Annotated in this window: 18 protein-coding genes, 1 tRNA gene and 3 pseudogenes; 5 read left to right on the top strand and 17 right to left on the bottom strand. The window is 71.2% G+C overall.

Annotated elements, in window-relative coordinates:
* Positions 1–239: 239 nt before the first annotated feature.
* The 6 genes and pseudogenes from ACWD4G_RS06515 to ACWD4G_RS06490 form a co-directional block, all read right to left on the bottom strand.
* Complete coding sequence (locus ACWD4G_RS06515) at positions 240–1538, bottom strand: FxsB family cyclophane-forming radical SAM/SPASM peptide maturase (protein ID WP_451291064.1); 1299 nt, start codon at positions 1536–1538, stop codon at positions 240–242.
* A complete protein-coding gene (locus tag ACWD4G_RS06510) occupies positions 1538–1726 on the bottom strand; it encodes an FxSxx-COOH cyclophane-containing RiPP peptide (protein ID WP_451291063.1) in 189 nt (62 codons plus the stop codon). The genes ACWD4G_RS06515 and ACWD4G_RS06510 overlap by 1 nt, the downstream gene beginning before the upstream one ends.
* A gap of 166 nt (positions 1727–1892) precedes the next feature.
* Positions 1893–2645: a YceI family protein gene (locus ACWD4G_RS06505; protein ID WP_451291062.1), complete on the bottom strand. Its 753-nt coding sequence runs from the start codon at positions 2643–2645 to the stop codon at positions 1893–1895.
* Between the two features lie 179 nt (positions 2646–2824).
* The gene (locus ACWD4G_RS06500; RefSeq protein WP_451291061.1) at positions 2825–3892 is read right to left on the bottom strand and encodes a maleylacetate reductase; all 1068 of its coding nucleotides are present in this window, start codon (positions 3890–3892) and stop codon (positions 2825–2827) included.
* A gap of 34 nt (positions 3893–3926) precedes the next feature.
* Positions 3927–4819 (bottom strand): annotated as a pseudogene (locus ACWD4G_RS06495) (intradiol ring-cleavage dioxygenase).
* Between the two features lie 65 nt (positions 4820–4884).
* Positions 4885–6318: pseudogene (locus tag ACWD4G_RS06490) on the bottom strand (FAD-dependent monooxygenase); the annotation flags it as partial.
* 12 nt (positions 6319–6330) lie between these two features.
* Between ACWD4G_RS06490 and ACWD4G_RS06485 the strand changes: the two are divergent.
* On the top strand, positions 6331–7263 hold the full coding sequence (locus ACWD4G_RS06485) for a helix-turn-helix domain-containing protein (protein ID WP_451291060.1): 933 nt from the start codon (positions 6331–6333) through the stop codon (positions 7261–7263).
* Between the two features lie 77 nt (positions 7264–7340).
* Here the strand turns inward: ACWD4G_RS06485 and ACWD4G_RS06480 are convergent, their stop codons facing one another.
* The 5 genes and pseudogenes from ACWD4G_RS06480 to ACWD4G_RS06460 form a co-directional block, all read right to left on the bottom strand.
* Positions 7341–8669 (bottom strand): enolase C-terminal domain-like protein, encoded by a 1329-nt coding sequence (locus ACWD4G_RS06480; protein WP_451291059.1) that lies wholly within the window; start codon positions 8667–8669, stop codon positions 7341–7343.
* 101 nt (positions 8670–8770) lie between these two features.
* The gene (locus tag ACWD4G_RS06475; RefSeq protein WP_451291058.1) at positions 8771–10108 is read right to left on the bottom strand and encodes a gluconate:H+ symporter; all 1338 of its coding nucleotides are present in this window, start codon (positions 10106–10108) and stop codon (positions 8771–8773) included.
* 234 nt (positions 10109–10342) lie between these two features.
* Positions 10343–10777 carry an SDR family oxidoreductase gene (locus ACWD4G_RS06470; protein ID WP_451291057.1) on the bottom strand — a complete coding sequence of 145 codons (435 nt, stop codon included), beginning with the start codon at positions 10775–10777 and terminating at the stop codon, positions 10343–10345.
* 85 nt (positions 10778–10862) lie between these two features.
* Positions 10863–11189, bottom strand: a pseudogene (locus ACWD4G_RS06465) ((2Fe-2S)-binding protein); the annotation flags it as partial.
* A 314-nt stretch (positions 11190–11503) separates the two neighbouring features.
* A tRNA-Pro gene (locus tag ACWD4G_RS06460) sits at positions 11504–11577 on the bottom strand.
* A 99-nt stretch (positions 11578–11676) separates the two neighbouring features.
* On the opposite strand from ACWD4G_RS06460, the gene ACWD4G_RS06455 reads away from it, so the two are divergent.
* The 3 genes from ACWD4G_RS06455 (at position 11677) to ACWD4G_RS06445 (ending at position 15299) form a co-directional block, all read left to right on the top strand.
* A complete protein-coding gene (locus tag ACWD4G_RS06455) occupies positions 11677–12198 on the top strand; it encodes a DUF309 domain-containing protein (RefSeq protein WP_451291056.1) in 522 nt (173 codons plus the stop codon).
* Between the two features lie 84 nt (positions 12199–12282).
* Positions 12283–13053, top strand: a complete 771-nt coding sequence (gene cobF, locus ACWD4G_RS06450; protein ID WP_451291055.1) for a precorrin-6A synthase (deacetylating) — start codon at positions 12283–12285, stop codon at positions 13051–13053.
* 104 nt (positions 13054–13157) lie between these two features.
* The gene (locus ACWD4G_RS06445) at positions 13158–15299 is read left to right on the top strand and encodes an MDR family MFS transporter (protein ID WP_451291054.1); all 2142 of its coding nucleotides are present in this window, start codon (positions 13158–13160) and stop codon (positions 15297–15299) included.
* 5 nt (positions 15300–15304) lie between these two features.
* Here ACWD4G_RS06445 and ACWD4G_RS06440 read toward each other — a convergent pair whose 3' ends face one another.
* Both ACWD4G_RS06440 and ACWD4G_RS06435 read right to left on the bottom strand, forming a co-directional pair.
* A complete protein-coding gene (locus tag ACWD4G_RS06440) occupies positions 15305–16123 on the bottom strand; it encodes a cobalt-precorrin-6A reductase (protein WP_451291053.1) in 819 nt (272 codons plus the stop codon).
* A gap of 20 nt (positions 16124–16143) precedes the next feature.
* A complete protein-coding gene (locus ACWD4G_RS06435; RefSeq protein WP_451291052.1) occupies positions 16144–16917 on the bottom strand; it encodes a sulfite exporter TauE/SafE family protein in 774 nt (257 codons plus the stop codon).
* Positions 16918–17101: 184 nt separating this feature from the next.
* On the opposite strand from ACWD4G_RS06435, the gene ACWD4G_RS06430 reads away from it, so the two are divergent.
* A complete protein-coding gene (locus tag ACWD4G_RS06430) occupies positions 17102–17911 on the top strand; it encodes an alpha/beta hydrolase (RefSeq protein ID WP_451291051.1) in 810 nt (269 codons plus the stop codon).
* 33 nt (positions 17912–17944) lie between these two features.
* Here the strand turns inward: ACWD4G_RS06430 and ACWD4G_RS06425 are convergent, their stop codons facing one another.
* The 4 genes from ACWD4G_RS06425 to ACWD4G_RS06410 all read right to left on the bottom strand — a co-directional run bounded on the left by ACWD4G_RS06425 (position 17945) and on the right by ACWD4G_RS06410 (position 22533).
* Positions 17945–18871 (bottom strand): glutathione S-transferase C-terminal domain-containing protein, encoded by a 927-nt coding sequence (locus ACWD4G_RS06425; RefSeq protein ID WP_451291050.1) that lies wholly within the window; start codon positions 18869–18871, stop codon positions 17945–17947.
* Positions 18872–19129: 258 nt separating this feature from the next.
* On the bottom strand, positions 19130–19603 hold the full coding sequence (locus ACWD4G_RS06420) for a potassium channel family protein (protein ID WP_451291049.1): 474 nt from the start codon (positions 19601–19603) through the stop codon (positions 19130–19132).
* A gap of 2 nt (positions 19604–19605) precedes the next feature.
* Positions 19606–21480 carry a glycoside hydrolase family 15 protein gene (locus ACWD4G_RS06415; RefSeq protein WP_451291048.1) on the bottom strand — a complete coding sequence of 625 codons (1875 nt, stop codon included), beginning with the start codon at positions 21478–21480 and terminating at the stop codon, positions 19606–19608.
* An 81-nt stretch (positions 21481–21561) separates the two neighbouring features.
* A complete protein-coding gene (locus ACWD4G_RS06410) occupies positions 21562–22533 on the bottom strand; it encodes a formylglycine-generating enzyme family protein (protein ID WP_451291047.1) in 972 nt (323 codons plus the stop codon).
* Between the last annotated feature and the right edge of the window lie 28 nt (positions 22534–22561).

The raw sequence follows: 22561 nt of genomic DNA, 5'->3' as shown, positions 1-22561 counted from the left end.
GCGGCGGAAGTGCGCACGGTCCGGCTGCCTCCCACACCTCCTCACCCCCCAACCGGTACCCCTCAGTCGTATCCTTGGTTGAGTCGTGCCGAGACAGAGAACGATACCCCTGTCCGGTCCGACGGGGCCCTTTTTCGGCAGGGCCCGAATGCAGCCTTCCCACGATCTCCGTCTCCAACTCCCGTCCGCCGTGTGCTTGTTCATGGAGTGCGGTGTGAGGGGTGCGCGTGCGCCCAGCCTCATGCTCCGGCTCGGGGCAGACCTGACGAGTGCCGTTCGGGCGCGCGTTCCTCGGGGGTGTCCGCCCGGTGCGCGAGCGCCGTCTCGACCCGCCGGCGGACATGGGTGATGAAGACGGCGAGGTCATGGCAGTAGACCGAGGGCGTGGCGAAGCCGGTCGTGGGGTGATGGCGATGGGTGTACAGGCCGCCGCCGCAGACCGTCACCAGGGCGCAGTCCCGGCACACTTGGCCGAGTCCGGCGAGTCCGGACTGTCTGTGCCGTACGGTCGGTGTCGTCAGCGCCTCGGAGAAGGTGTGCCGGAAGACGTCGAGGCCGGTTTCGGGGGCTCCCTGCCCGACGACCTTGAGCGAGTCGGAGTTCTCGATGGTGCCGTCGGTCTCCACGACCACCAGGTCCAGCGGGGCGAGCCCCAACACCTCGGTGTGGACCGGGCCGCCGAGCAGGCCGGAGATGATCTCGTCGAACATCCGCACCCCGGTCTCCCTGACCGGTGCGTCGAACCAGCGGTCGAAGGCGCCGATGAGCCAATTCCCGTACGGTGTCGGCTCGTTGGACATCACCGGTTCACTGGGCGCCGGTTCGTCGGGCACCGCCTCGACGGGTGCGCGGACGGGCGGCATCCGTCGATGGGCGAGGCCCGGCGGCGGGTACTCCCAAGTGCCGTGCGGCAGCAGGAAGTCGAGGCGGGGAGGCGCGAAGGCCAGCAGCGCCTCATAGGTCTCGACGGGGTCGTTGGCGAGATCGACCGTACAGAGCAGACCCGCGAACAGCTCCCTGTGGCGTGGGCTGTTGAGCAGACGCAGGGCGGTTGCCACCCGTGCGTGGCTGGGGCGGCCGTTCGCGTACCTTCTGTGTCTGTCGTGGGCGGTCCGGGTGCCGTCGAGACTGACCGCCACCGCCACGTCGTGGTCGTGCAGTACGGCGAGAAATGCCTCGTCGACGAGGGTGCCGTTCGTCTGCAGCGACAGACGGACCTCGACCCGAGGGGACAGACGCTCGGCGATGACCGTCAGCAGTGCGCCGAGGTGCGCCTTGCCCACCAGGAGGGGTTCTCCGCCGTGGAGGATGATCCGTACGGCTCTGAGCCGGTGTTCACGGGCGTGTTCGGCGATCCGGTCCACCGCCTGCCGTACGGTGTCGAGAGCCATCGCCCCGGGCCGCCCACGCCAACTCTGATCAGCGGCGAAATACACGTAGCAGTAGTCGCAGGACAGATTGCATAAACTGTGTATTTTCAGCAAGAACTGCCGGAAAGGGGCCGCGGGTAAGTGTCCGGAACCCGCCTCCGTCGTCATCACAGCGCACTTTCGAACGTAATGGCGTGGGTCGTCACCGAGCGACCCTCCCGCTCCTGGTGGCAATGGCGGCGCAGGGCGAACCCCAGCGCCGTGTCCCCCTTTGCCGCCGCATCGAGCCACCCGGCCGGCACCTCCGAGAGGTCGACCAGTCGTATACCTTCGTGGCTGTTCTGAGGCGCGTCCATGCCTTGCTGCCTCCCTGAGAGCCGCAGAGTGTGGGGAAGAAGTCCCGTCGAGATACATGCCCTGTCCATGCTCTGTCAGTGCACTTCCCACGTCCACAAGGCAGTTGTTGTCCACTTTCCGGCAAAAGGCGTGCTCAACCGGAAAACGGAAGGGGGCTGCTCTGCATTACTGCGGCGGTGTGGGAGTGTCGTGGGTGCGGTACATCGCCTGGGTCGTGTCCAGGGAGACCGTGCGGCTCACGCCGTGCATCGTGAGGCTGCCCGTCAGGGTCCACTTGCTGCCGCCCCGGTAGGCGAAGCGATGGCTGGTGAAGTCGATGTACGGGTAGCGGTCGACGTCGAGGAAGTCGGCGGAGCGCAGATGCGTGTCACGGGTGTTGTTGCCCGTGGTGATGCTGGAGGCGTCGATGCGGACCTGGACGCGGGACCGTGTCATGTCCTGCGCCACCTGGATGCCGCCGTCGAAGCGTTCGAAGCGGCCGTGCACATGGGCCATGCCGACATGCTTGGCGATGAAGCGGATCGCTGTGTGGGGTGGGTCGAACAACCAGGTGCCGGGGGCCGGGAGTGCGAGCTGGCGGGCCGACTGGAGCCAGAGGCGCTGGGGGGCGGGTCGGGTGTCCGCCACGACCTCCACCGACTCGCGGTGCGGTTCCAGGCCCTCGGCCGAGATCAGCAGGCTGTAGTCGCCCGGCGGCAGCACGGCCATGAAGAAGCCGTACGGGTCGGTCGTGCCACGGGCCGCGACGCGGTGGCCGCGCAGTTCCGTCACCGTCACATCGGCGCCGCCCAGGGGCTGGTCCACCGGGTCCAGGACCTCACGGACGACGACACCCGCGCCGGCCGGGACCGGCAGCGCGGGGGCGCCGGCGCCTCCGGAGGCATGTGCGAATCGCCGCCGGAGCAGTCCGAGGGGCATGCTGTTCACCTTTCATTCCGCTTCGGCCGGGAGGGGCAGGTCCCCCGGCGCTCGCCGGTCCGGCCGTGGTCGTTCACTTGCGTGGGTGGCTCTCGCCGTACGGCCGCCGTCTCGTTCGCCTGCGTGGGCGGCGCTTCCTACGTCCGCCGTGGTTGTTCGCCTGGGTGGCGGCTTTCGTCCTACGGCCGCCCCGGCCGTTCGCCCTCGTACGCCGCTCTGAGTACGGCGAGGACGCCCTCCCTGATGACCTCTCTCGGGTTCGGGTACGCCAGGGCGGTCGCCTGGTTCGCGGCCGTCTCCAAGCCGGTTTCGTCCAGGCCGAGTTCGGCCAGTGAGCGGGGGGCGCCGAGGCGGTCGGCGAGGTCCCACAGGGCCGCCGGGGCGTCGTCCGCGTCCAGGGCTCGGGCCAGGGCCGCGAGGGCCTCGGGGGCGGCCGGGGCGTTGTACGCCAGCGCGTACGGGAGGACGATCGTGTGGGTCTCGGCGTGCGGGAGGCCGAAGGTCCCGCCGAGGACGTGGCACAGCTTGTGGTGCAGGCCCATGGTGGTGGCGCCGAGGGCGGTGCCGCACAGCCAGGCGCCGTAGAGGGCGCGGCCTCGGGCGTCGAGGTTCGCGGGGTCGGCCGCCAGGTCGGGCAGGGCGCCCGCCATCGCCCGTACGCCCTCCTGAGCCGTCAGGGAGACCAGGGGTGTGGCGTCCGGCGCGTACAGGGCCTCGGCCGCGTGGGCGACGGCGTTGATGCCGCTGGTGACGGTGAGGCCCACGGGGAGGGAGAGGGTGAGTTCGGGGTCGTAGACGACGCTGCGCGGGAGGACCGAGGGGTCGCGGCCGGTGCGTTTGGCGCCGTGTTCGGTGAGGCCCCAGACGGGGGTCATCTCGGAGCCGGAGTAGGTCGACGGTACGGCGATCAGCGGAAGGCCGGTGCGCAGGGCGATGGCCTTGCCGAGGCCGATCGCGGAGCCGCCGCCGACCGCCACGCAGCCGTCGGCGCCGGCGGCCCGGGCCACGTCCACCGCGCGGGCGGCGACTTCGACGGGGACATGCATACGGGCCTCGGTGTGCAGCCCGGCGCAGGCGTCGCCCAGCGAGCCGGCGACGGTACGGGCGGTCTCCGCGCCCCGCTCCCCCGACACCACCAACAGCCGCCGCAGCCCCAGTAGTTCGGCCTCCCCCGGTACGGCGGTGGCCGAGGCCCCGGCCCGGAAGACGACCCTCATCGGGCGGCTCTCGTGGACGAACTCCCTCATGACCGCCCCTCCGACCGCTCCCCGTGGGCTTTCCTCACTGATCCCGCTCCTCGTCCCGTACGAGTACGAGGTCGAAGCGGGCGTGGCGGAACGGGTTCGGGATGCCGAACTCCCCCGCCAGGGCCGGGTCGTCGGTCTCGGTGAAGTCCTGGACCAGGCTCTGCTTCACCGCGAACACCGCGTCCGAGTCCAGATAGTCGCTGCCCGCCACGAAGATGTGGGTGGTGACCGGGGTGTGGCCGGGCGCCGAGGCGATGAAGTGGATGTGGGCCGGGCGGTAGGGGTGGCGGGCCGTCGCGCCGAGCAGATGGCCGACCGGGCCGTCGGTCGGAATGGGGTACGGACTCGGTACACAGGTGCGGAACCAGAAGCGGCCCTCGTCGTCCGCCGTGAACAGGCCCCGCCCGTTGCCGGCCGGCTGGACCTCGGGCTGCTGTACGTCGTAGTAGCCCTCGGCGTTCGCCTGCCAGACGTCGAGGACCGCGCCCGGCAGCGGGGTGCCGTCCGCCGACAGCACGCGGCCGCTGATCACGCACGGCTCGCCGCCGCCCACCAGGTCGATGTCGGCGCCGAGTTCCCTGACCGGCGACTCGGTCATATGGAACGGGCCGAGCACGGTGGACTCGGTCGCCTCGCTCCCGGCGCGGTCGGCGTTGATCGTCTCGACGAGCATGGACACGCCGAGGACATCGGAGAGGAGGATGAACTCCTGGCGGGTGTCCGTGCAGGTCTGCCCGGTCGCCGTGAGGAAGGCGATCGCCTTCTCCCATTCCGCCTTGGTGGCCGGGTCTCGCGGACGAAGTCGTGGAGGTGACGGACGAGCGAGCCGAGCAGCTCGCGCAGCCGGGGGTCGGCGGTGCGCGCGAAGCTGTCGACGACCGCGCCGGTGATGTCGTCGGTGATGCCGTCGGTGAATTCGCTGGTCATACGGCTCCCCTGCTTCCGCCCGAATCCGTCGTCCCCGTCACGTCCCACCCTCTCCGTCGCCCCCGTCAGACATGTCCGAGAATCCGCCGCAGCGCCTCGCTCAGCAACCGCTCGGCCTCCTCGGCGGAGCCGGCCGGCGTGGCATGGCGGAAGGCGACGTAACCGTCCGGTCGTACGAGGAGGGCTCCGGCGTCGGTGATCTCGCCGAGCCGGGCCCAGTCGCCGTACGGGTCCTCGTACTGCCGGCCGGGCCCGATGACGACGGTGGCGATCTCCAGGTCCTGGGCCTCGGCCGCCCGTGTCCAGTCCTCGCCGCCGATGCCGGTGATCAGGGTGAAGCGGCCCTGTCCGACCGTGTCGAGGGTGGACAGCCTGCGGGTGCCCGAGGTGAGCCACGCGTGCGGGAGCTTGGCGCCGGGGCGGGAGCTGGGCTGGTGGTGGAGTTCGGGGTCGCGGGCGAAGCCGGGGTCGGGGGTGCCGTCTGGGACGATCGCTTCGGACGTGTACCGCTGGTTGAGGTCGACGCCGTGCGCGTTGAACTCGTACACCTTGAACGCGATCGCCTCGCGCAGCCGGGCCCGCTGCTTCTCGGCGGCCTCGCCGGTCTCCTTGCGGGCGGCGATGTTGGCCCACAGTTGCTCGGGGGTCTGCGGGGAGAGTCCGTCGAGGGCCTCGAAGACGGGGGCGGTCTCACCGATGGACTTGTTGGCGCGGGTGACGATCTGCTTGCCCACGGGGGCGCGCTCGGCGGTGTAGGAGTCGAGCAGCTTCGGGGAGGCCGTGCCGTCGAGGACGAGCTTGAGCTTCCAGGCCAGGTTGTAGGAGTCCTGGATGGAGGTGTTGGAGCCGAGGCCGTTGGACGGCGGGTGGCGGTGGGTGGCGTCGCCGGCGCAGAAGACCCGGCCGCTGGAGTACGTCTCGGCGTACATCTCGTTGACGGTCCAGGCCGAGGACGACCTGACGGTCACCGGGATCTCGTCGTCGCCGACCAGCTCGCGGACGACGGACTCGGCGTACTCGGTGGTCAGGTCGGGGGCGCCGGCGGTGACGTCGTAGCCCCAGACGATCAGCCACTCGTTCCACGGCCGTACGCAGCGGACGAGGCCCGCGCCGATGCCGCCGACGGTGGCGCCGGGGGCGAGGACCCAGTAGAGGGTGGACGGGCGGTGGGCGGTGTACTTCGACAGGTCGGCGTCGAAGACGATGTTGATGCTGCCGGCCACGCCCATCTGGCCGCCCATCGGCAGGCCCGCGTCCTCGGCGGCCTGGGAGCGGCCGCCGTCGGCGCCGATCAGATACTTGGCACGGATGGTGTACGCGTCGCCGCGCAGCCGGTCCTCGACGGTGACCGTGACGCCGTCGGCGTCCTGCGTGAAGGACTTGTAGACCGTGCTGAAGCGCAGCTTGGTGCCGCGTGCGACGGCCGCGTCGATCAGCACGGGCTCCATGAGGTGCTGGGGCATGTCGCACATCCGGGTGGGGCTGGCCAGTTCGTGCGCGGGGTGGGGCCGTTGCCGGAGGACGTCGAACTCCCGGGCGGCGCACGGTGTTCGGCGGCGGTCACGCTCGTGTCGCACGAGGGGTCCGTCATCGGGGCCGTCGCCGTCCTCGAAGTGCACGGGAGCGGGCGTACGACGTCGGCCGGGCGGGGTGTCGTCGCCCTCGCGGGGCGGTCGGTGCTGTGGCGGCACGCCGTCGATCGGGCGGTGGAGTTGGCGCGGTCGGACGAGCCTTGGCTGCTGGTCGGTGAGCGGGGCACCGGGAAGACGGCGCTCGGGCGGGAGCTGGCCCAGAGCGCGTGGACGGTGGACGCGGCCGAGGGGGCGGAGGGTGAGGTGCGGGCCGCGATCGAGGGGCTGGTGGAGGGGTGCCGCGAGCCGGTGCTCCTCCGGCATGCCGAGCGCCTCACGCAGCCCGACGTGGCCACCCTCAACTCACTCCTCGACGAACGCCCCGGCACTCCCCTGCTCGTGACCTACACCCCCGGAGCGACGCCGGGCCCCTGTCTGCAACGGCTCCTGGACGGCTTCGCCGCCCGTACGGTCCCGCTTCCCGCGTTGCGTGAACGGCCGGAGGACATCCGGGAGTTGGTCGCCGCGCTGACTCCCCGGCCCGCGCCGGGACGGCCGCCGCTCACCTGGACACTGGAGGCGCTGCGGGCTCTGGAGCAGTACGCCTGGCCCGGCAATGTCACCGAACTCGCGCATGTCGTACGGGCGTTGGCGGAGCGGCGGCGGGCGACGGGCCCGGTGCGCCACGCGGAGCTGCCGGACCCGTTGCGCGAGGGACCGGCGGCACAGCGTCTCACCCCGATGGAACTCGCCGAGCGGGCCGCCATCCTGGACGCCCTCCACCGCAACGGCGGCAACAAGGCCCGCGCGGCCGCGGCCCTGGGCATCGCCCGCGCCACGCTGTACCGGAAGCTGCGGGGGTATCGGGGGTAGGCGGGGGTAGGCGGGGGGCAGGGCTCCGGCCGTCTGTGGTCTGTGGCGGTGGCCGGTGGTCGGTGGCCGGTGGTCGGCTATCGGACCAGGCAGGGGCGTTTGTTGTCGAATTGCCAGCCGGGGATGAGATGTTGCATGGGGGCGGCGTCGTCGCGGGCGCCGAGCGACTTGGCGCGGTAGAGGTCGTGGGCGGCGTGGAGGCGGTCCCTGTCGAGTCGGATACCGAGGCCGGGGGCGTCCGGGACGGCGATCTCGCCGCCGACGATCCTGGGCGAGGTCGTGGTGAGCCGTTCCAGGCCCTCCTGCCAGATCCAGTGGGTGTCGAGGGCGTTGTACTCGCCGGGGGCGGCGGCTCCGCAGTGGGTGACCATGGCGAGGGAGATGTCGAAGTGGTTGTTGGAGTGACAGCCCCAGGTCAGCCCCATCGCGTTGCAGAGCTGCGCGACGCGCACCGAGCCTTGCATGGTCCAGAAGTGGGGGTCGGCGAGCGGGATGGAGACGGACTGGAGGGCCAGGGCATGGGCCAGTTGGCGCCAGTCGGTGGCGATCATGTTGGTGGCGGTGGGCAGTCCGGTGGCCCGGCGGAACTCGGCGAGGATCTCCCGGCCGGAGTAACCGCCCTCGGCACCGCAGGGGTCCTCGGCATAGGCGAGCGTGTCGAGGAGGGGCCGGCACAGCTCGATCGCCTCGCGCAGCGACCACGCGCCATTGGGGTCGAGGGTGATCCGGGCCTCGGGGAAACGGGCTTTGAGCGCGCGTACGGCCCTGACCTCCTCCACACCCTCCAGCACCCCGCCCTTGAGCTTGAAGTCCCGGAAGCCGTAGAGGGCATGGGTCGCCTCGGCCTGGCGGACGATCGCCTCCGGGGTCAGGGCCTCCTCGTGCCGGACGCGGTACCAGTCCACGGGTGAGTCGGGTTCGCGGACGTACTCCAGGTCGGTGCGGTCCGGGTCGCCGACGTAGAAGAGATAGCCCAACACCCGTACAGAGTCCCGCTGTTGGCCGTCGCCGAGGAGTGCGGCGACGGGTACGTCGAGATGTTGTCCGAGGAGGTCGAGCAGCGCCGACTCGACGGCGGTGACCGTGTGGACGGTGGTCCGCAGGTCGAAGGTCTGGGTGCCGCGTCCACCGGAGTCGCGGTCGGCGAAACGGTCGCCGATCTCGCGCAGGACCCGCTTGTAGTCGCCGACCTTGGCGCCGAGGACCAGCGGTTCGGCGTCGCGGAGCGTCCGGGTGATCTTCTCGCCGCCGGGGACCTCGCCGAGCCCGGTGCGCCCCTCCGAGTCGGTGAGGACGACGACATTGCGGGTGAAGTAGGGGCCGTGCGCGCCGGAGAGGTTCAGCTCCATGCTGTCCCGGCCGGCGACGGGGTAGACGGCGTACTCGGTGACGGTCGGCTGGCTCATGCTGGTCGGGGTCCTTCGGGGTGCGCGGGTGAACGGAGCGGGGCCGGTGGTCAAGGACTATCGGTGGTCAAGGACTACCGGTGGTCAAGGACTGCCGGTGGTCACAGGCCGAGGACGTCGAGGGTCCACTCGCCGACGAGGACGCCGCCGAGACCGAGGACGGCGAGCACCGTCGTATAACTCGTACGGACCTTGATCGCTTCGATGACGGACAGGTTGAAGTACTCCTTGAACAGCCAGAATCCCGGGTCGTTGACATGGGAGCAGGCGATGGAGCCACAGGCCACGGCGAGCACCATCATCTCCGGGTGGACCCCGCTGCCCGCGAGGAGCGGCAGCACCACGCCGGAGGCGGTGACGACGGCGACGGTCGCCGAGCCGAGGGCGATCCGGAGGATGACGGCGACGAGCCAGGCGAGGACGATCGGGGAGATGGACCAGCTGTCGATGGCATCCTTGATGTAGTCGGAGATACCGCCTTCGACGAGGACGTTCTTGAAGGCCCCGCCCGCGCCGATCACCAGCAGGATCATCGCCATGGCCTGGGCGGCCGAGGTGCAGGAGGCGCCGACCTCGCTCAGACTCCGGCCGATGCGCGGCCCGAACGCCCAGCACGCCAGACAGAGGGTGAGCAGCAGTGCGATCGGGGCCGATCCGATGAAGGCGACGACGTTCAGGAAGGGGCTCTCGGTGGAGGTGGCCATGTCGGTGACGGCGGCGGCCACGATCAGCACCACGGGGAAGAGCGCCACGAACAGCGACCAGCCGAGACCGGGCATCTCCTCGTCGGTGAACTCACGGTCGCTGACCAGGCCCTTGGGGATGGCGGGGGTGATCGCCCGGACGAAGGGCAGTCGGGGCCAGGTCAGGGCGATGAGCGCGCCGACGGGTACGGCGATGAACAGGCCGTAGAACAGGGCCAGTCCGGCGGAGGCGTCGAAAGCCGCGGCGACGGCGGTGGGGCCGGGGTGCGGCGGCAGGAAGCTGTGCATGGTGGACAGGGCGATGGACATCGGCAGGCCGACCCACAGCAGGGGCGCGCCGGTGACCCTGACCAGGGTGAACGCGATGGGCACGATGATGATGAACGCGACCTCGTAGAACATGGTCACACCGATCAGCATGGCTGTGACCACCATGGCTACCTGCACCCAGCGCGGGCCGAACGCGTCGAGAAGCGTGCCCGCGATGCGCTGGGCGGCACCGGAGTCCCCCATGACCCGGCCGACCATGGCGCCGAGTCCGATGGTGAGCATGGTGTCGCCGATCTGGCCCCCGATGCCCTCGGAGAGGACGTCCGGGATGGTCGCCACGGGGATGCCCCGCACCAGCGCGACCCCGACGGCCACGAGCAGCAGGGCCGCGAACCCGTTGAGCCTCAGCCTGGTCATGAGCAGAAGCAGGATCAGAACACTGACCCCGACTATGAGGAGCGGCACGGCGGTTCCCAACTCCCATCTACATACACAGACATCATCCACGTATGAGGATGGAGGCTAGGTGGGTGAACCGAGTGGGTCAACGGGTGTGCGGGGACGGATTTGAAGTGGGAGGTGGGGCGCGATCACGCGTGTGCATGGTGACGGCGGCCTGAGCAGGCACTGCGCCCCGTCCGCGTCATCAACTCACCGGCCGCTCCGGGCCATTGGCTGCGCGGAGCGCGGTGGCGACGGTCACGTGTCGCGGACCGCGGCGACGACGCCGCCGTCGACGAGGATGTCGATCCCGTTCAGGAAGCTCGCCTCGTCCGAGAGCATGAACGCGACGACGGCCGCGACCTCCTCCGGGCGGCCGGTGCGGCCGAGCGGCGTCGCGTCGACGAGCCGCCGCATCGACGTCTGCTCGGCCGCCTCCTGTCGGCCCTGCGGGGTGTCGATGATGCCCGGCGCGAGCGAGCAGACGCGGGCCCCGACCGGCCCGAGCCGTACCGCTTCCCGGCGGGCGAACCGGGCCACGCCGTGCTTGGCCCACGGGTAGGCCAGCGTGGACCGCTCGATGTCCGGGCCGACGGCCTCACGAATCCGGTCGAGGAAGTCCTCCCGCAGCGGGTCGTCCAGGATCGCGCCGATGGCCGGATCGGGCTCCACGCGCGCGAGCAGGTGGGACATGGAGGAGAAGTACACCTGCGCGGTGCCCTCGGTGGCGATTGAAGCCTGGGTGGTCCGGGTCGCGGGCGATGCCGGCCATCGGTCCTCACTTCCGGCCGGCGCTCTGGTCGACCGCGCGCACGATCTTCACATAGCGGCCGCAGCGGCAGATGTTGCCGCTCATCCACTAGCGGATCTCCTCCGGAGATCCGGTGTGCCCCTCCTGGATGCAGCCGACCCCGGAGATGATCTGGCCCAGCGTGCAGTAGCCGCACTGGTAGGCGTCCTCGTCGATGAACGCCTGCCGCAGCGGGTGCAGTTCGTCACCGTCGGCCAGGCCCTCGATCGTGGTGACCTCGGCCCCCTCCAGCCGAACGGCGAGCGTCAGGCAGGAGTTGACCCGCCGCCCGTCGACCAGCACCGTGCACGCCCCCACCGTCCGCCGCTTGCCGTTGACCGTCGGGGAAACCCCGGCTCTCCGGTGGGGGGTGCGCGGGACCTTTACGAACCGGGCGCATCGACTGCGCGGCCGGTTGCGCGGCAGCGTGCCATCGCCCCCGCGCTCGAAACAGGGAGAGATCCCTCCCCCCATGAACCATTGAGCGGCTCCCCTGAACCATTGAGCGGCTCCCCTGGCCGCCCCGGCCGGCAGGTCCCTGCCCGGTGGTCTCCAACGGGTCCCCGAGAACGATCGAGGGGCCGTTTCAGATTGCTCTGAAACGGCCCCTGATCTGCGACTCCATCGAGTCGGGACGACAGGATTTGAACCTGCGACCCCTTGACCCCCAGTCAAGTGCGCTACCAAGCTGCGCCACGTCCCGGTGCGCTGTTCACGGGTGATCCGTGTGAACGCGCAGGAAGAACTTTACCGTACGTCGGGGGGTGCGTCGCTGCCGGTGAGGGCGGGGGACAATCGGGGCATGAGCGTGGCATCGGGTGGCGGAAGTGGGCAGGGGCGGGACCGGGACGCGGAGGGGCGTGCGCGCAACGCCCGGCCCCGGGACGGGCTGGGGCGGCCGTTGCCGTACGGGGCGCCCGGTGTGGAGCGGCAGCCGGAGGGCGTCGTGCGGGGGCCCGAGGAGACGGTCGCCGAGGCGCAGGCGTTGCTGGACACGGGGCGGCCCTTCCACGCGCACGAGGTGTTCGAGGACGCCTGGAAGTCCGGGCCGGAGGAGGAGCGCGAGCTGTGGCGTGGGCTGGCCCAGCTCGCCGTGGGGCTCACGCACTCGGCGCGCGGCAACATCACGGGCGGCGCACGGCTGCTGCGACGCGGTGCCGGGGCCGTGGAGGAGTGGGCGGCCGTCAGCGGGCGGGCTCGCCCTTACGGCATCGATCTGACGGCGGTGCGGACCTGGGCACGGGAATTGGCCGGGACCGTGGAGCAGAAGGGCGCCCCCGTGGACGCGGGGACCTGCGCCCCACTCCTGCGCGGGGACGGCTGACCGCCCCGAGCCTCGTCCCGTCCCCGATGCGGCCGCCCACCAGGCGGTGTCCGCGCTGTCAGTGGGGTGCGGCAGACTCGGGGGGTGCGAAAGATTCATGTCATCGGGATCGGGGCGGGTGACCCGGAGCAGTTGACGCTGCAGGCGGTCAGGGTCATGCGGAGTACGGATGTGTTCTTCGTGCTCGACAAGGGCGAGGTGAAGAGCGATCTGACCCAGCTGCGCCGGGACATATTGGACGCACACCTTCCCCAGGGGTCGTATCGGGTCATCGAGGCGCGGGACCCCGAGCGTGATCGGGCCGCCGGGGGTGCGGCCTACTCCCCCGCCGTCGGGGACTGGCGCAGTGCGCGCGCGGAGATCTACGAGCGGCTGATCGCCGAGGAGCTGGGGCCGCGGGAGAGCGGGGCGTTCCTGGTGTGGGGCGACCCCGCGTTGTACGACAGCACGATCGGGATTCTGGAGGAGGTGCGGGAGCGGGGTGCCGTGGAGTTCGCGTACGACGTCGTGCCCGGCATCAGCAGTGTCTCGGCGCTCGTCGCCCGGCACCGTACGGGGCTGAACCGGGTCGCCCGCCCGGTGCAGATCACCACGGGGCGGCGGCTCGCCGAGGGCTTTCCCGAGGGCGTCGACGACGTGGTCGTGATGCTGGACGCGCACCAGACGTTCCGGGAGTACGCCGACCAGGACATCGACATCTACTGGGGCGCCTATATCGGCACCCCGGACGAGATCCTCGCCTCCGGCCCCCTCGCCGAGGCCGCCCCCCGTATCGAGCGGCTGCGCGCCGAGGCGAGGGAGCGGAAGGGCTGGATCATGGACACGTACTTGCTGCGCAGACGCCGGGAGGGATGAGCACTCGGGGAGGTGTGAGCCCACCACGAGGCGTCCTCTCGTCGGGTTACCCGCGCGGAGCGCCCCCGCATGCACGCACCGGCCCCCGGTGTGATCGTGACCCTGTGACGACAGCCCAGGCCCCCGCCCCGTCCTCGCCGTCCGGCCCTTCCGACGCGACCGCCACCGCCCCTCAGCCGCCCGTGCTGAGTACCCGGCAGCGCAATGTGGTCTTCGTGACGATCATGCTGGGCATGCTGCTCGCGGCGCTGGACCAGACGATCGTGGGTACGGCGTTGCCGACGATCGTGTCGGATCTCGGCGGTGCGGAGCACATGTCATGGGTGGTCACGGCGTATCTGCTGGCGGAGACGGTGTCGACGGCGCTGGTGGGGAAGTTCGGGGACCTGTTCGGGCGGAAGATCGTCTTTCAGGTCTCGGCGATCGTCTTCATCACGGGCTCGTTCCTGTGCGGCCTCGCCTCCAACATGACCCTGCTGATCGTGTGGCGGGCCCTGCAGGGCGTGGGCGCGGGCGGGCTGATGGTGACCGCGATGGCGTTGATCGCGGATGTGATCCCGCTCAGGGAGCGCGGCAAGTACCAGGGGGCGATCGGCGCGGTCTTCGGGGTGGCGACCGTGATCGGGCCGCTGCTCGGCGGGCTGTTCACCGATCATCTGGACTGGCGTTGGTGTTTCTACGTCAATGTCCCCATCGCGATCCTCGTGGTCGTGGCGGCGGCCCGCACGATCCCGGTGGTGAAGTCGGTGTCCCGGCCGGTCATCGACTATCTGGGCATCGGGCTGGTCGCGGTCGGGGCGAGCGCGCTGATCCTGGCGACGAGTTGGGGCGGGAACGAGTACGCCTGGGGGTCCGGCGTCATCATCGGGCTGTTCGTGGGCGGCGCGGTCGCCCTCGGGCTGTTCTGCTGGGCGGAGACCCGCGCGGTGGAGCCGATGCTGCCGATGCGACTGTTCCTCAACCCGGTCTTCACGGTCTGCTCGATCCTCAGCTTCATCGTCGGCTTCGCCATGCTCGGCGCGATGACGTATCTGCCGAGCTATCTCCAGTATGTCGACGGCGACTCGGCCACGGTCTCCGGTGTCCGGACGCTGCCCATGGTCATCGGTCTGCTCATCGCCTCCGTGTCCAGCGGCAACGTGGTCAGCAGGACCGGCCACTACCGGTACTTCCCGATCGTCGGCTCGCTCGTCATGGGGCTCGGCCTGTATCTGCTGTCGCTGATGGGGCCCGGCACGGGCGTCTGGCTGGAGTCGCTGTACATGTTCGTACTCGGCACCGGGATCGGACTGTCCATGCAGGTGCTGACGATCGCCGTGCAGAACACCGTCGAGTACACCGATCTGGGCACCGCGACCTCCGGCGTCACGTTCTTCCGTACGCTCGGCAGCTCGTTCGGGACGGCCGTCTTCGGCACGATCTACGCCAACACGCTCGCCCCGAAGCTGTCCGCCGCCGTCGCGGAGGCCGCGCGGACGGGGGCGGCCTCGCCGGCGGACATCGCGAAGGCCGCGCAGAGTCCCGAGGGGCTGCACCGGCTGCCCGAGCAGGCCGCCGAGCCGATCGTCGAGGCGTACGCGGACACGTTGCAGACGGTGTTCCTGTGGACGGTGCCGGTCGCCGCCGTGGGGTTCGTGGTCGCGCTCTTCCTCAAGCAGGTGCAGTTGCGCGACAGTGCGCGGGCGAGTTCGCAGGACATGGGCGAGGGGTTCGCACGGCCACCGGCCGGGGACTCCCAGCGGCTTCTGGAGGCCGCCGTCGGGAAGATCATCGTGGGTACGGAGCCGGACACGGCCCGCCGGATCGTCAGCGGGTCCGACACCCGGCTCGACATCGCGGGCGCCTGGGCCGTGATGCAGGTGGAGCTGTACACCCGGATGGCCGGTCATGCGAGCATCACGTTGATCGCCACGAGGCGCCATATGCCGCCGGAGGTACTGGTGCCGGTCTTCGACCGCATGGTCGAGGAGGGCTATCTCACCCGCGACGGGGCCCTCTTCTCCCATACCGAGGCCGGTGCCCGCGAGGCCGCGGTGATCAGCAGGGCCTGGGGCGACTGGCTCCGCGCCCGCTTGGAGAAGGACTACGGCCATCCCGTCGACGGTGACCTGCGCGCCGCCGTCGACACCATCGCGAAACGACTCCTCGCGGAGGACCTCACCCCCGGCCCGCCCGGTCGGACACGGGAGTTGGCGACGTCGGGTGCGACAGCTGCGACGGGTGGGGCTGCGGGGGCGGACGGCTGAGCGCCTCACCCGGAGGCGAGGCCGAGGTGGGCCAGGGCTCCCTCGACGTCCGGTACGGCCGTCACGCCCTCCGGTAGCGCAGGACGGCGTACGACCACGACCGGCAGGTCGAGGGTGCGTGCGGCGGTGAGCTTCGCCGAGGTCGCCGCTCCCCCGCTGTCCTTGGTGACCAGGACGTCGATGCGATGCTCGCGCAGCAGCGCCGTCTCGTCGTCGACCGTGAACGGGCCCCGGGCCAGCATGACCATGGAGTGCGGCGGCAGCGGCGGTTCGGGCGCCTCCACCGACCGTACGAGGAAGTGGAGTTCGGTGAGGTGGGCGAAGTGGGCGAGGCCCAGACGGCCGGTCGTCAGGAAGACCCGGTGGCCCAGTGCCGGCAGCAGCGCGGCGGCTTCGGCGAGGGAGGCGGCGTCGTGCCAGCGGTCGCCGGGGCCGGGGCGCCAGCCGGGGCGGCGCAGGACGACGGCCGGGGTGCCGGTGGTGTGCGTCGCCCGGGCCGCGTTGGCGGTGATGGCGGTGGCGAAGGGGTGCGTGGCGTCGACGACCGCGTCCACGTGATGCTCCCGCAGCCAGGCCGTCAGCCCCTCCGTGCCGCCGAAGCCGCCGGTCCGTACGTCCCCTTCGAGCGTCCCCGGCCGCGACACCCGCCCGGCGAGGGACGACGTCACCCGCACCCCGGGCACGGCCGCCAGGGCCGCGGCCAGCTCACGGGCCTCCGTGGTGCCGCCGAGGACGAGGATGTGGCGAGGGGCCGGCGAGGCCGGGGCGCGCCGGGAGGACGCGTACGGAGAGGGGGCCTGATCGGGCGGGACCTGCGGGGGCATGCGGTCGAGACTACGGGGCATCAGCGCAGCAGTAGTTGCAGGCCGCCGACGATCGTCGCCGCGATCACCAGTCGCTCGAAGAGTTTCTGGTTGATGCGGCTCACGGCCCATTTGCCGAGGAAGGCGCCCGGTATCACGAAGAGGGCGAGGGCCGCGTCCAGCAGCAGGGAGTGGCCGTCGATGAGGCCGAGGCCCACGCTGAAGGGCACCTTGGACACATTGACGATCAGGAAGAAGAAGGCCGAGGTGCCAAGGAAGCCGAGCTTCCGGAAGCCGGCCGAGAGCAGGTACATGGACATCACGGGGCCGCCGGCGTTGGCGACCATGGTGGTGAAGCCGCCGAGTACGCCGTACGAGCGGGCCTTGAGGCGGCCGGCGCGGGTGGTGACCGCGTCGGGGTCGTCCTCCTTCTCGGCGGTGCGGCGGCGCCACACCGTGACCGCCGCCATCAGCAGCAGGATCGCGCCGATCGAGGTCCGTACGATCCCGTCGTCGGCCCACACCAGGAACAGCGTGCCGAACACGACGCCCGCGCCGACCGCCGGGAAGAGCTTCCACAGGGTGGGCCAGTGGGCGTGGCGGCGGTATGTCAGTACGGCGAAGACGTCGCCGACGATGAGGATCGGCAGGAGGATGCCGGTCGAGGCGCGGGCGGGGAGGATCGCCGCGAAGATCGCGAGGCTGACCGTGTTGGCACCGCTCACGGCGGTCTTGGAGAAGCCGACGAGCAGGGCGGCGAAGGCGAGGGCCGCGAATTCGGCCGTGGACAGGTGCCAGAGAGTCATCGTGTTCATGCGGAGACCGATGCTATGCGCAACTATCGCCGCGCCGACAGGACCGTCTCGCCAGGTGGCCCCGGCCGAGGAGGAGGGGGCGAGGGGATGACGCGGGTCGCGTGCCATGGACCAGCGGCGGGGCGGCTGGCAAGATCCCCCGGGTAGCTTCGTAAGCGGCTTCGTCGACGCTGTTGGAGGAGTCATGGCCGACTCGCGCGAGCATGCCTTCGCCGGTACCCGGGGTGGGATCACCGCCCGGGAGTGGCCGTGCGAGGGGGCGCGGTATGTCGCTCTTCTGGTGCACGGCTACGGCGAGCACATCGGCCGGTACGAACATGTGGCCGACTCCCTGGTCGCGCACGGGGCGGCCGTGTTCGGCCCCGACCACATGGGGCACGGCAGATCGGCCGGCGAACGGGTGCTGATCGAGGACTTCGAGGACGTCGTCACCGATGTGCGTTCGGTGGAGGAGATCGCCCGCGCCGAGTACCCGGGCCTCCCGGTGGTTCTGATCGGCCACTCCATGGGTGGTCTGATCGCCGCGCGGTACGCCCAGCGGTACGGCACCGGGCTGACCGCGCTCGTCCTGTCCGGCCCGTTGATCGGCATCTGGGAACCGCTGGCGGCGCTGCTGGCACCGCCGGAGGTGCCCGATGTGCCGCTCGACCCGAAGCTGCTCTCCCGTGACCTGGCGGTCGGGGCGGCGTACGCGAGCGATCCGCTGGTGTGGCACGGCCCGTTCAAGCGGACCACGTTGTTGGCCATCGAGAGCGCCCTGGAGAGGATCTCGAAGGGCGGCACCGTCGGCTCCCTCCCCCTGCTGTGGCTGCACGGCGACGACGACCGGATCGTGCCGCTGCCGGGCAGCCGTACGGGCATCGAGGAGCTTCGCGGCACCGAGTGGACCGAACGCGTGTACGCGGGCGCCCGGCACGAGGTGTTCAACGAGACCGACAAGGCCGAGGTCCTGACGGACATGAGGACATTCCTGGACGGCGCCCTGGAGCGCTGAGCGCGACGACGACCGCCCGCTCGCAGTCGATGGTCAGTCCGGCAGGCGGGACGGTCGTCCGTCTGTCGATACGGTCGGGGTGGGCACGTGTGCGGCCCAGTCCAGGATCTGTACGGCGGCGCCGGCGGCCTCCAGACCTCGGCAGTCCGCGTGGTGGCGGCGGGCGATGCCGTCGAGGTCGAGACGGGGGCCGAACGCGGGGTGGGCGGTGAGGCGTCGGGCGTACGACCACAGGTGCGGGTGGTCGGCGACGCGGTGCACGGCGGAGGCGTCCAGGTGCCAGCGGTGCACGGTGTCCAGGCGGACGAGGCCCACCCACAACTCCACGTCGGCGGCGGTGAGCGAATCGCCGAGCAGGTACTCCTGGTGGGCGAGCCGGGCGTCCAGTGAGCGCAGGGTGCGCAGCAGGGAGGCGAGGGCGTCACGGCGTTCGGTGTCGTCGGCGTCGGCCCGTCCGGCGCGCTGCGCGGGCGCGTCGATGCCCTGGTCACAGAGGTGGGCCACGGCCTCGATCTCGCTCTCCGCGTCCGCCGGGTACAGCTCGGGCATGCCTTCGGCGCCGAAGCGGTGGGCGAGGTCGCGCATGATGTCGGGGGCGTGGGTGCTGACGATGCGTCCGGACCAGTCGTCACTGAGGACGGGGGCCACGGCCGCGCCGGGGTAGCGGTGGGCGCTCGCCTCGTACAGCGGGCGCAGCGCGGAGTGTTCGCCGTCGGGTCCGTCGGGCACGGCGGGCAGGAGGGTGACCGGACAGATGTCGTCCAGCCCCAGGAGGGCGTGCACGACGGCGATGCGCAGGGCGCCGGTACAGGCCAGCGACAGATGGAGGCGGTAGCGGCGGGGCACGGCGTAGTGGCCGCTGCGCGCGTCGCCGCCGATCCTGCCCCGGAAGTCGGGGGCGGTCCTCGGGGGCGAGGGGATGGCTCGGAGGGTGCCGGCGTGAACGGGCGTGGCGGTCATCTGTCTCCCCAGGGTCCGGTCCGCGATCGCGAGGCATTCCCTACCTGTTCACTAGGGAAAACCCTCAGTGAGTGTCGATCGGCCTTCGGCCCTCGTCAAGTGGGCGTCCGAGGAGTGGTCGACGGCACGCGCGGCGCATGCCGGGTCGGCGGCACTCGGCGGGCCGGCGTCGATCCCATCGCCGGCCAACGGGTCGGCGTCAATCCCGTCGCTGCGGCCGGCGAGCCGGCGTCGGTCCCGTCCCCCTCGGTCGGCGGTTCAGCCCCGGTCCTCGCCCTTGCCGGCGAGCATCCGCTCCAGCCGGTCGAAGCGTTCGTGCAGCGCGTGGGCGGTCTCGTCGCACAACTCATGGGTGCGGTGGCGGAGTTCGCGGCGCTTCTGTTCACGGCCGACGAACCAGGTGGCGATGGCGGCGGTGACCATGCCGTAGGTGGTGATGCCCACGACCATGACGACCGCGCCGACGACCCGGCCCCAGAGGGTCACGGGGTAGAAGTCGCCGTAGCCGACGGTCGTGGCCGTCTCGATGGACCACCACAGGGCCCTCGGGTACGTCGTCAGGTTGGCCCGCGCCGCGTCGTGCTCGGCGGCGACCACGGCCCAGGAGCCGAGGAGCATCACCACCACCAGGACGGCCGTGGCACCCCCGGCGGCCTTGAGATGGAGCGGGCGGTGCTGCCCTTCGCGGCCGAGGAGGAGTTCGACGGCCCTGGTGAGGAATCCCGGCAGCACGGTCAGACCCCCTTCGCGCGGGGAGCCGGCTTCGGTCGGCCGCGACGGGCGTGGGTGGCGTGGCCGTCGAGTTCGTAGGCGACCCGGATGAGCGGGACGTGGGTGAACGCCTGGGGGAAGTTGCCCAGTTGGCGGCGGGTGACGGGGTCGTACTCCTCGGCGAGCAGTCCGACGTCGTTGCGGAGGTCCAGCAGCCGTTCGTAGAGCGCGCGGGCCTCGTCGTCGCGGCCGATCAGCAGCAGGGCGTCGGCGAGCCAGAAGGAGCAGGCGAGGAAGGCGCCCTCGCCGCCGGTGAGGCCGTCCGGCGAGCCGGCGCCGCCCGTCGTGTAACGGCTGACCAGCCCCTCGGAGCCCTCGAAGAGGAGTTCGCGGCGTACGGCCTCGACGGTGCCGAGGACCCGGGGGTCGTCCGGTGGCAGAAAGCCGGTCTGCGGGATCTGCAGCAGCGCGGCGTCGAGTTCGCGGGAGCCGTACGACTGGGTGAAGGTGCCGCGTTCCCGGTCGAACGCCCGTTCGCAGATCTCCCGGTGGATGCTCTCGCGGACGGCCCGCCACTTCTCCACCGGTCCGGGGCGGCCATGGTCCTCGGCGAGCCGGACGGCCCGGTCGAAGGCGACCCAGCACATCACCTTGGAGTGCGTGTAGTGGCGGGATTCGCCGCGCATCTCCCACAGTCCCTGATCGGGCTGGTGCCAGGCCTGTTCGAGGTGATCGAGGAGGACCGTCTGCAACTCGACGAGATGCGGGCGGGGGCGCAGTCCGCAGCCGATCGCCAGATGGATGGCGTCCATGACCTCACCGGGTACGTCGAGTTGGCGCTGCTCGGCCGCCGCGTTGCCGATCCGCACCGGGCGCGACCCCTCGTACCCCGGCAGCCAGTGCGCCTCCCACTCGGTGAGCCGTCGCTCGCCCGCGATGCCGTACATGATCTGTACGTCCTCGGGCCGCCCCGCGACCGCCCGTTCCAGCCAGGCCCGCCAGGCGTCCGCCTCGTCGGTGAAACCGCTGCGGAGCAGCGCCTCCAGCGTCATTCCGGCGTCCCGCAGCCAGCAGTAGCGGTAGTCCCAGTTCCGGACGCCGCCGATCCGCTCGGGCAGGGAGGTGGTCGGGGCGGCGACGATGCCTCCGGTCGGCTCGTAGGTGAGGGCCTTAAGGGTGACCAGGGAGCGGGCGACGGCCTCGCGGTACGGTCCGTCGTACGAGAGTCCGCGCAGCCAGCGCCGCCAGTACGACTCGGTCGCGCGCAACGCCTCGAACGCGTCCACCGGTCGTGGCGCGGGCCGGTGGGAGGGGTGCCAGGTGAGGACGAACGGGACGCGTTCACCGGCAAGGACGCGGAAGTCCGCGATGTGGACGGTGCCGTGGGCCCTCGGCCGGACCGGGGTCCTCAACCACACCGACTCCGGGCCCGCGATGCCCGTCAGCTGGCCGTCCCTCCACTGCATCCAGGGCAGGACCCGGCCGTAGTCGAAGCGCAGCCGCAGTTCCATGCGCAGGTCGACGGTGCCGGAGACTCCCTCCACGATCCGTACGACACAGGGGGCGTCCTCGCGTTCACGGCGCGGCATGAAGTCGGTGACCACGGCCTTGCCGGTGGGGGTCTCCCACTCGGTGTCCAGCACGAGCGTGTCGTGGCGGTACCGGCGGACGGCCGAGGCCTCCGGAGCCATGGCCGGGGCGATGCGCCAGCGCCCGTTGTCCTCGTCGCCGAGGAGGGCGGCGAAGCAGGCGGGTGAGTCGAAGCGGGGCAGACACAGCCAGTCGACACCGCCGTCCCGGCCCACGAGGGCCGTGGTGAGGAGATCACCGATCAGGGCGTACCCCTCGATGGGGCCGGGGCCGGAACGGGACCGGGGGGCGGGGTCGTGTCCTGGCATGGGGTCAGTTTCCGGGCGGGGCGGGGGGCGGGCATGCCGGGTGGGGCGTTCGAGTTGCCGGGCCGCTCGCGAAAGGGCCGTTCAGGGCGTGGTCGCCACGCGGAAGCCGATGTTGCCGGACGAGCTGTCCGGGGTGTTGGAGGAGCGGGCGGCTACCCGGTAGCGGTTGCAGTAGGAGGCGTGGCACATGTGGGAGCCGCCTCGCATGACGCGGGTGGAGCCGGACGGGGGGCCGGTGGGGTCGGTACGGGGGGCCGTGGTGGGGAAGTCGGGGCTGAACCAGTCGGCGCACCACTCCCATACGTTGCCGACCGTGTTGTACAGGCCGAAGCCGTTGGGGGCGAAGGCGTCGGCGGGGGCCGTCGAACGGTAGCCGTCCTCCGCCGTGTTGAGTGTGGGGAAGGTGCCGCGCCAGATGTTGCACATGGGGCTGCCGTCGGGGGCCAGGTCGTCGCCCCACGGGTAGCGCTTCTGCTCCAGGCCGCCCCGGGCCGCGTACTCCCACTCCGCCTCCGTGGGCAGCCGGGTGCCCGACCAGGCGCAGTAGGCCTGTGCGTCGTTCCAGGAGACGTGCACCACCGGGTGGTCGAGGATCGTGTCCACGGTCGAGCCGGGGCCCTCCGGGTGCCGCCAGGTCGCGCCCCGGACGCCCCGCCACCACGGTGTGCCGGGGACACGCGGGGACACGGCACGCAGTTCGGCCGGGAGGAAGCCCTCGAAGACGAAGGAGAAGTCGAAGCGTTCGGCCTCGGTCGCGTAGCCGGTCGCGTCCACGAACTCGGCGAACTGTGCGTTGGTGACCGTGGTCGCCGATATACGGAAGGGGCTCAGCTCCACCTCGCGGACCGGGCCCTCACCGTCCGCCGGATAACCGACCTCGTCCTCGGTGCCCATCAGGAAGCGTCCACCGGGGAGGGCGAGCGGCGGGCGGGGCGGCTGTGCCTTCTCGGCCGCGTCGCCGGACGCGACCCCGTCCGACGCCCTGCCGTGCGGTACGCCCGGCACGGTCACCGGCTCCCGGCCCGGAGCACAGCAGGCCCTGTCGTGTGACATCCGTTGATCCTTCGGTGAGACGACAGGA

Source organism: Streptomyces sp. NPDC002643, assembly GCF_053592555.1.
Note: the sequence above shows the minus strand (reverse complement) of the source record. Positions and strands in the feature narration are given on the sequence as shown.

Bases quoted from the DNA above. Each gene is read 5' to 3' on its own strand.
- ACWD4G_RS06515 (WP_451291064.1), bottom strand. From the start codon at position 1,538: ATGACGACGGAGGCGGGTTCCGGACACTTACCCGCGGCCCCTTTCCGG.
- ACWD4G_RS06510 (WP_451291063.1), bottom strand. From the start codon at position 1,726: ATGGACGCGCCTCAGAACAGCCACGAAGGTATACGACTGGTCGACCTC.
- ACWD4G_RS06505 (WP_451291062.1), bottom strand. From the start codon at position 2,645: ATGCCCCTCGGACTGCTCCGGCGGCGATTCGCACATGCCTCCGGAGGC.
- ACWD4G_RS06500 (WP_451291061.1), bottom strand. From the start codon at position 3,892: ATGAGGGAGTTCGTCCACGAGAGCCGCCCGATGAGGGTCGTCTTCCGG.
- ACWD4G_RS06480 (WP_451291059.1), bottom strand. From the start codon at position 8,669: ATGAGCCAGCCGACCGTCACCGAGTACGCCGTCTACCCCGTCGCCGGC.
- ACWD4G_RS06470 (WP_451291057.1), bottom strand. From the start codon at position 10,777: ATGTCCCACCTGCTCGCGCGCGTGGAGCCCGATCCGGCCATCGGCGCG.
- ACWD4G_RS06455 (WP_451291056.1), top strand. From the start codon at position 11,677: ATGAGCGTGGCATCGGGTGGCGGAAGTGGGCAGGGGCGGGACCGGGAC.
- ACWD4G_RS06440 (WP_451291053.1), bottom strand. From the start codon at position 16,123: ATGCCCCCGCAGGTCCCGCCCGATCAGGCCCCCTCTCCGTACGCGTCC.
- ACWD4G_RS06435 (WP_451291052.1), bottom strand. From the start codon at position 16,917: ATGAACACGATGACTCTCTGGCACCTGTCCACGGCCGAATTCGCGGCC.
- ACWD4G_RS06430 (WP_451291051.1), top strand. From the start codon at position 17,102: ATGGCCGACTCGCGCGAGCATGCCTTCGCCGGTACCCGGGGTGGGATC.
- ACWD4G_RS06425 (WP_451291050.1), bottom strand. From the start codon at position 18,871: ATGACCGCCACGCCCGTTCACGCCGGCACCCTCCGAGCCATCCCCTCG.
- ACWD4G_RS06415 (WP_451291048.1), bottom strand. From the start codon at position 21,480: ATGCCAGGACACGACCCCGCCCCCCGGTCCCGTTCCGGCCCCGGCCCC.
- ACWD4G_RS06410 (WP_451291047.1), bottom strand. From the start codon at position 22,533: ATGTCACACGACAGGGCCTGCTGTGCTCCGGGCCGGGAGCCGGTGACC.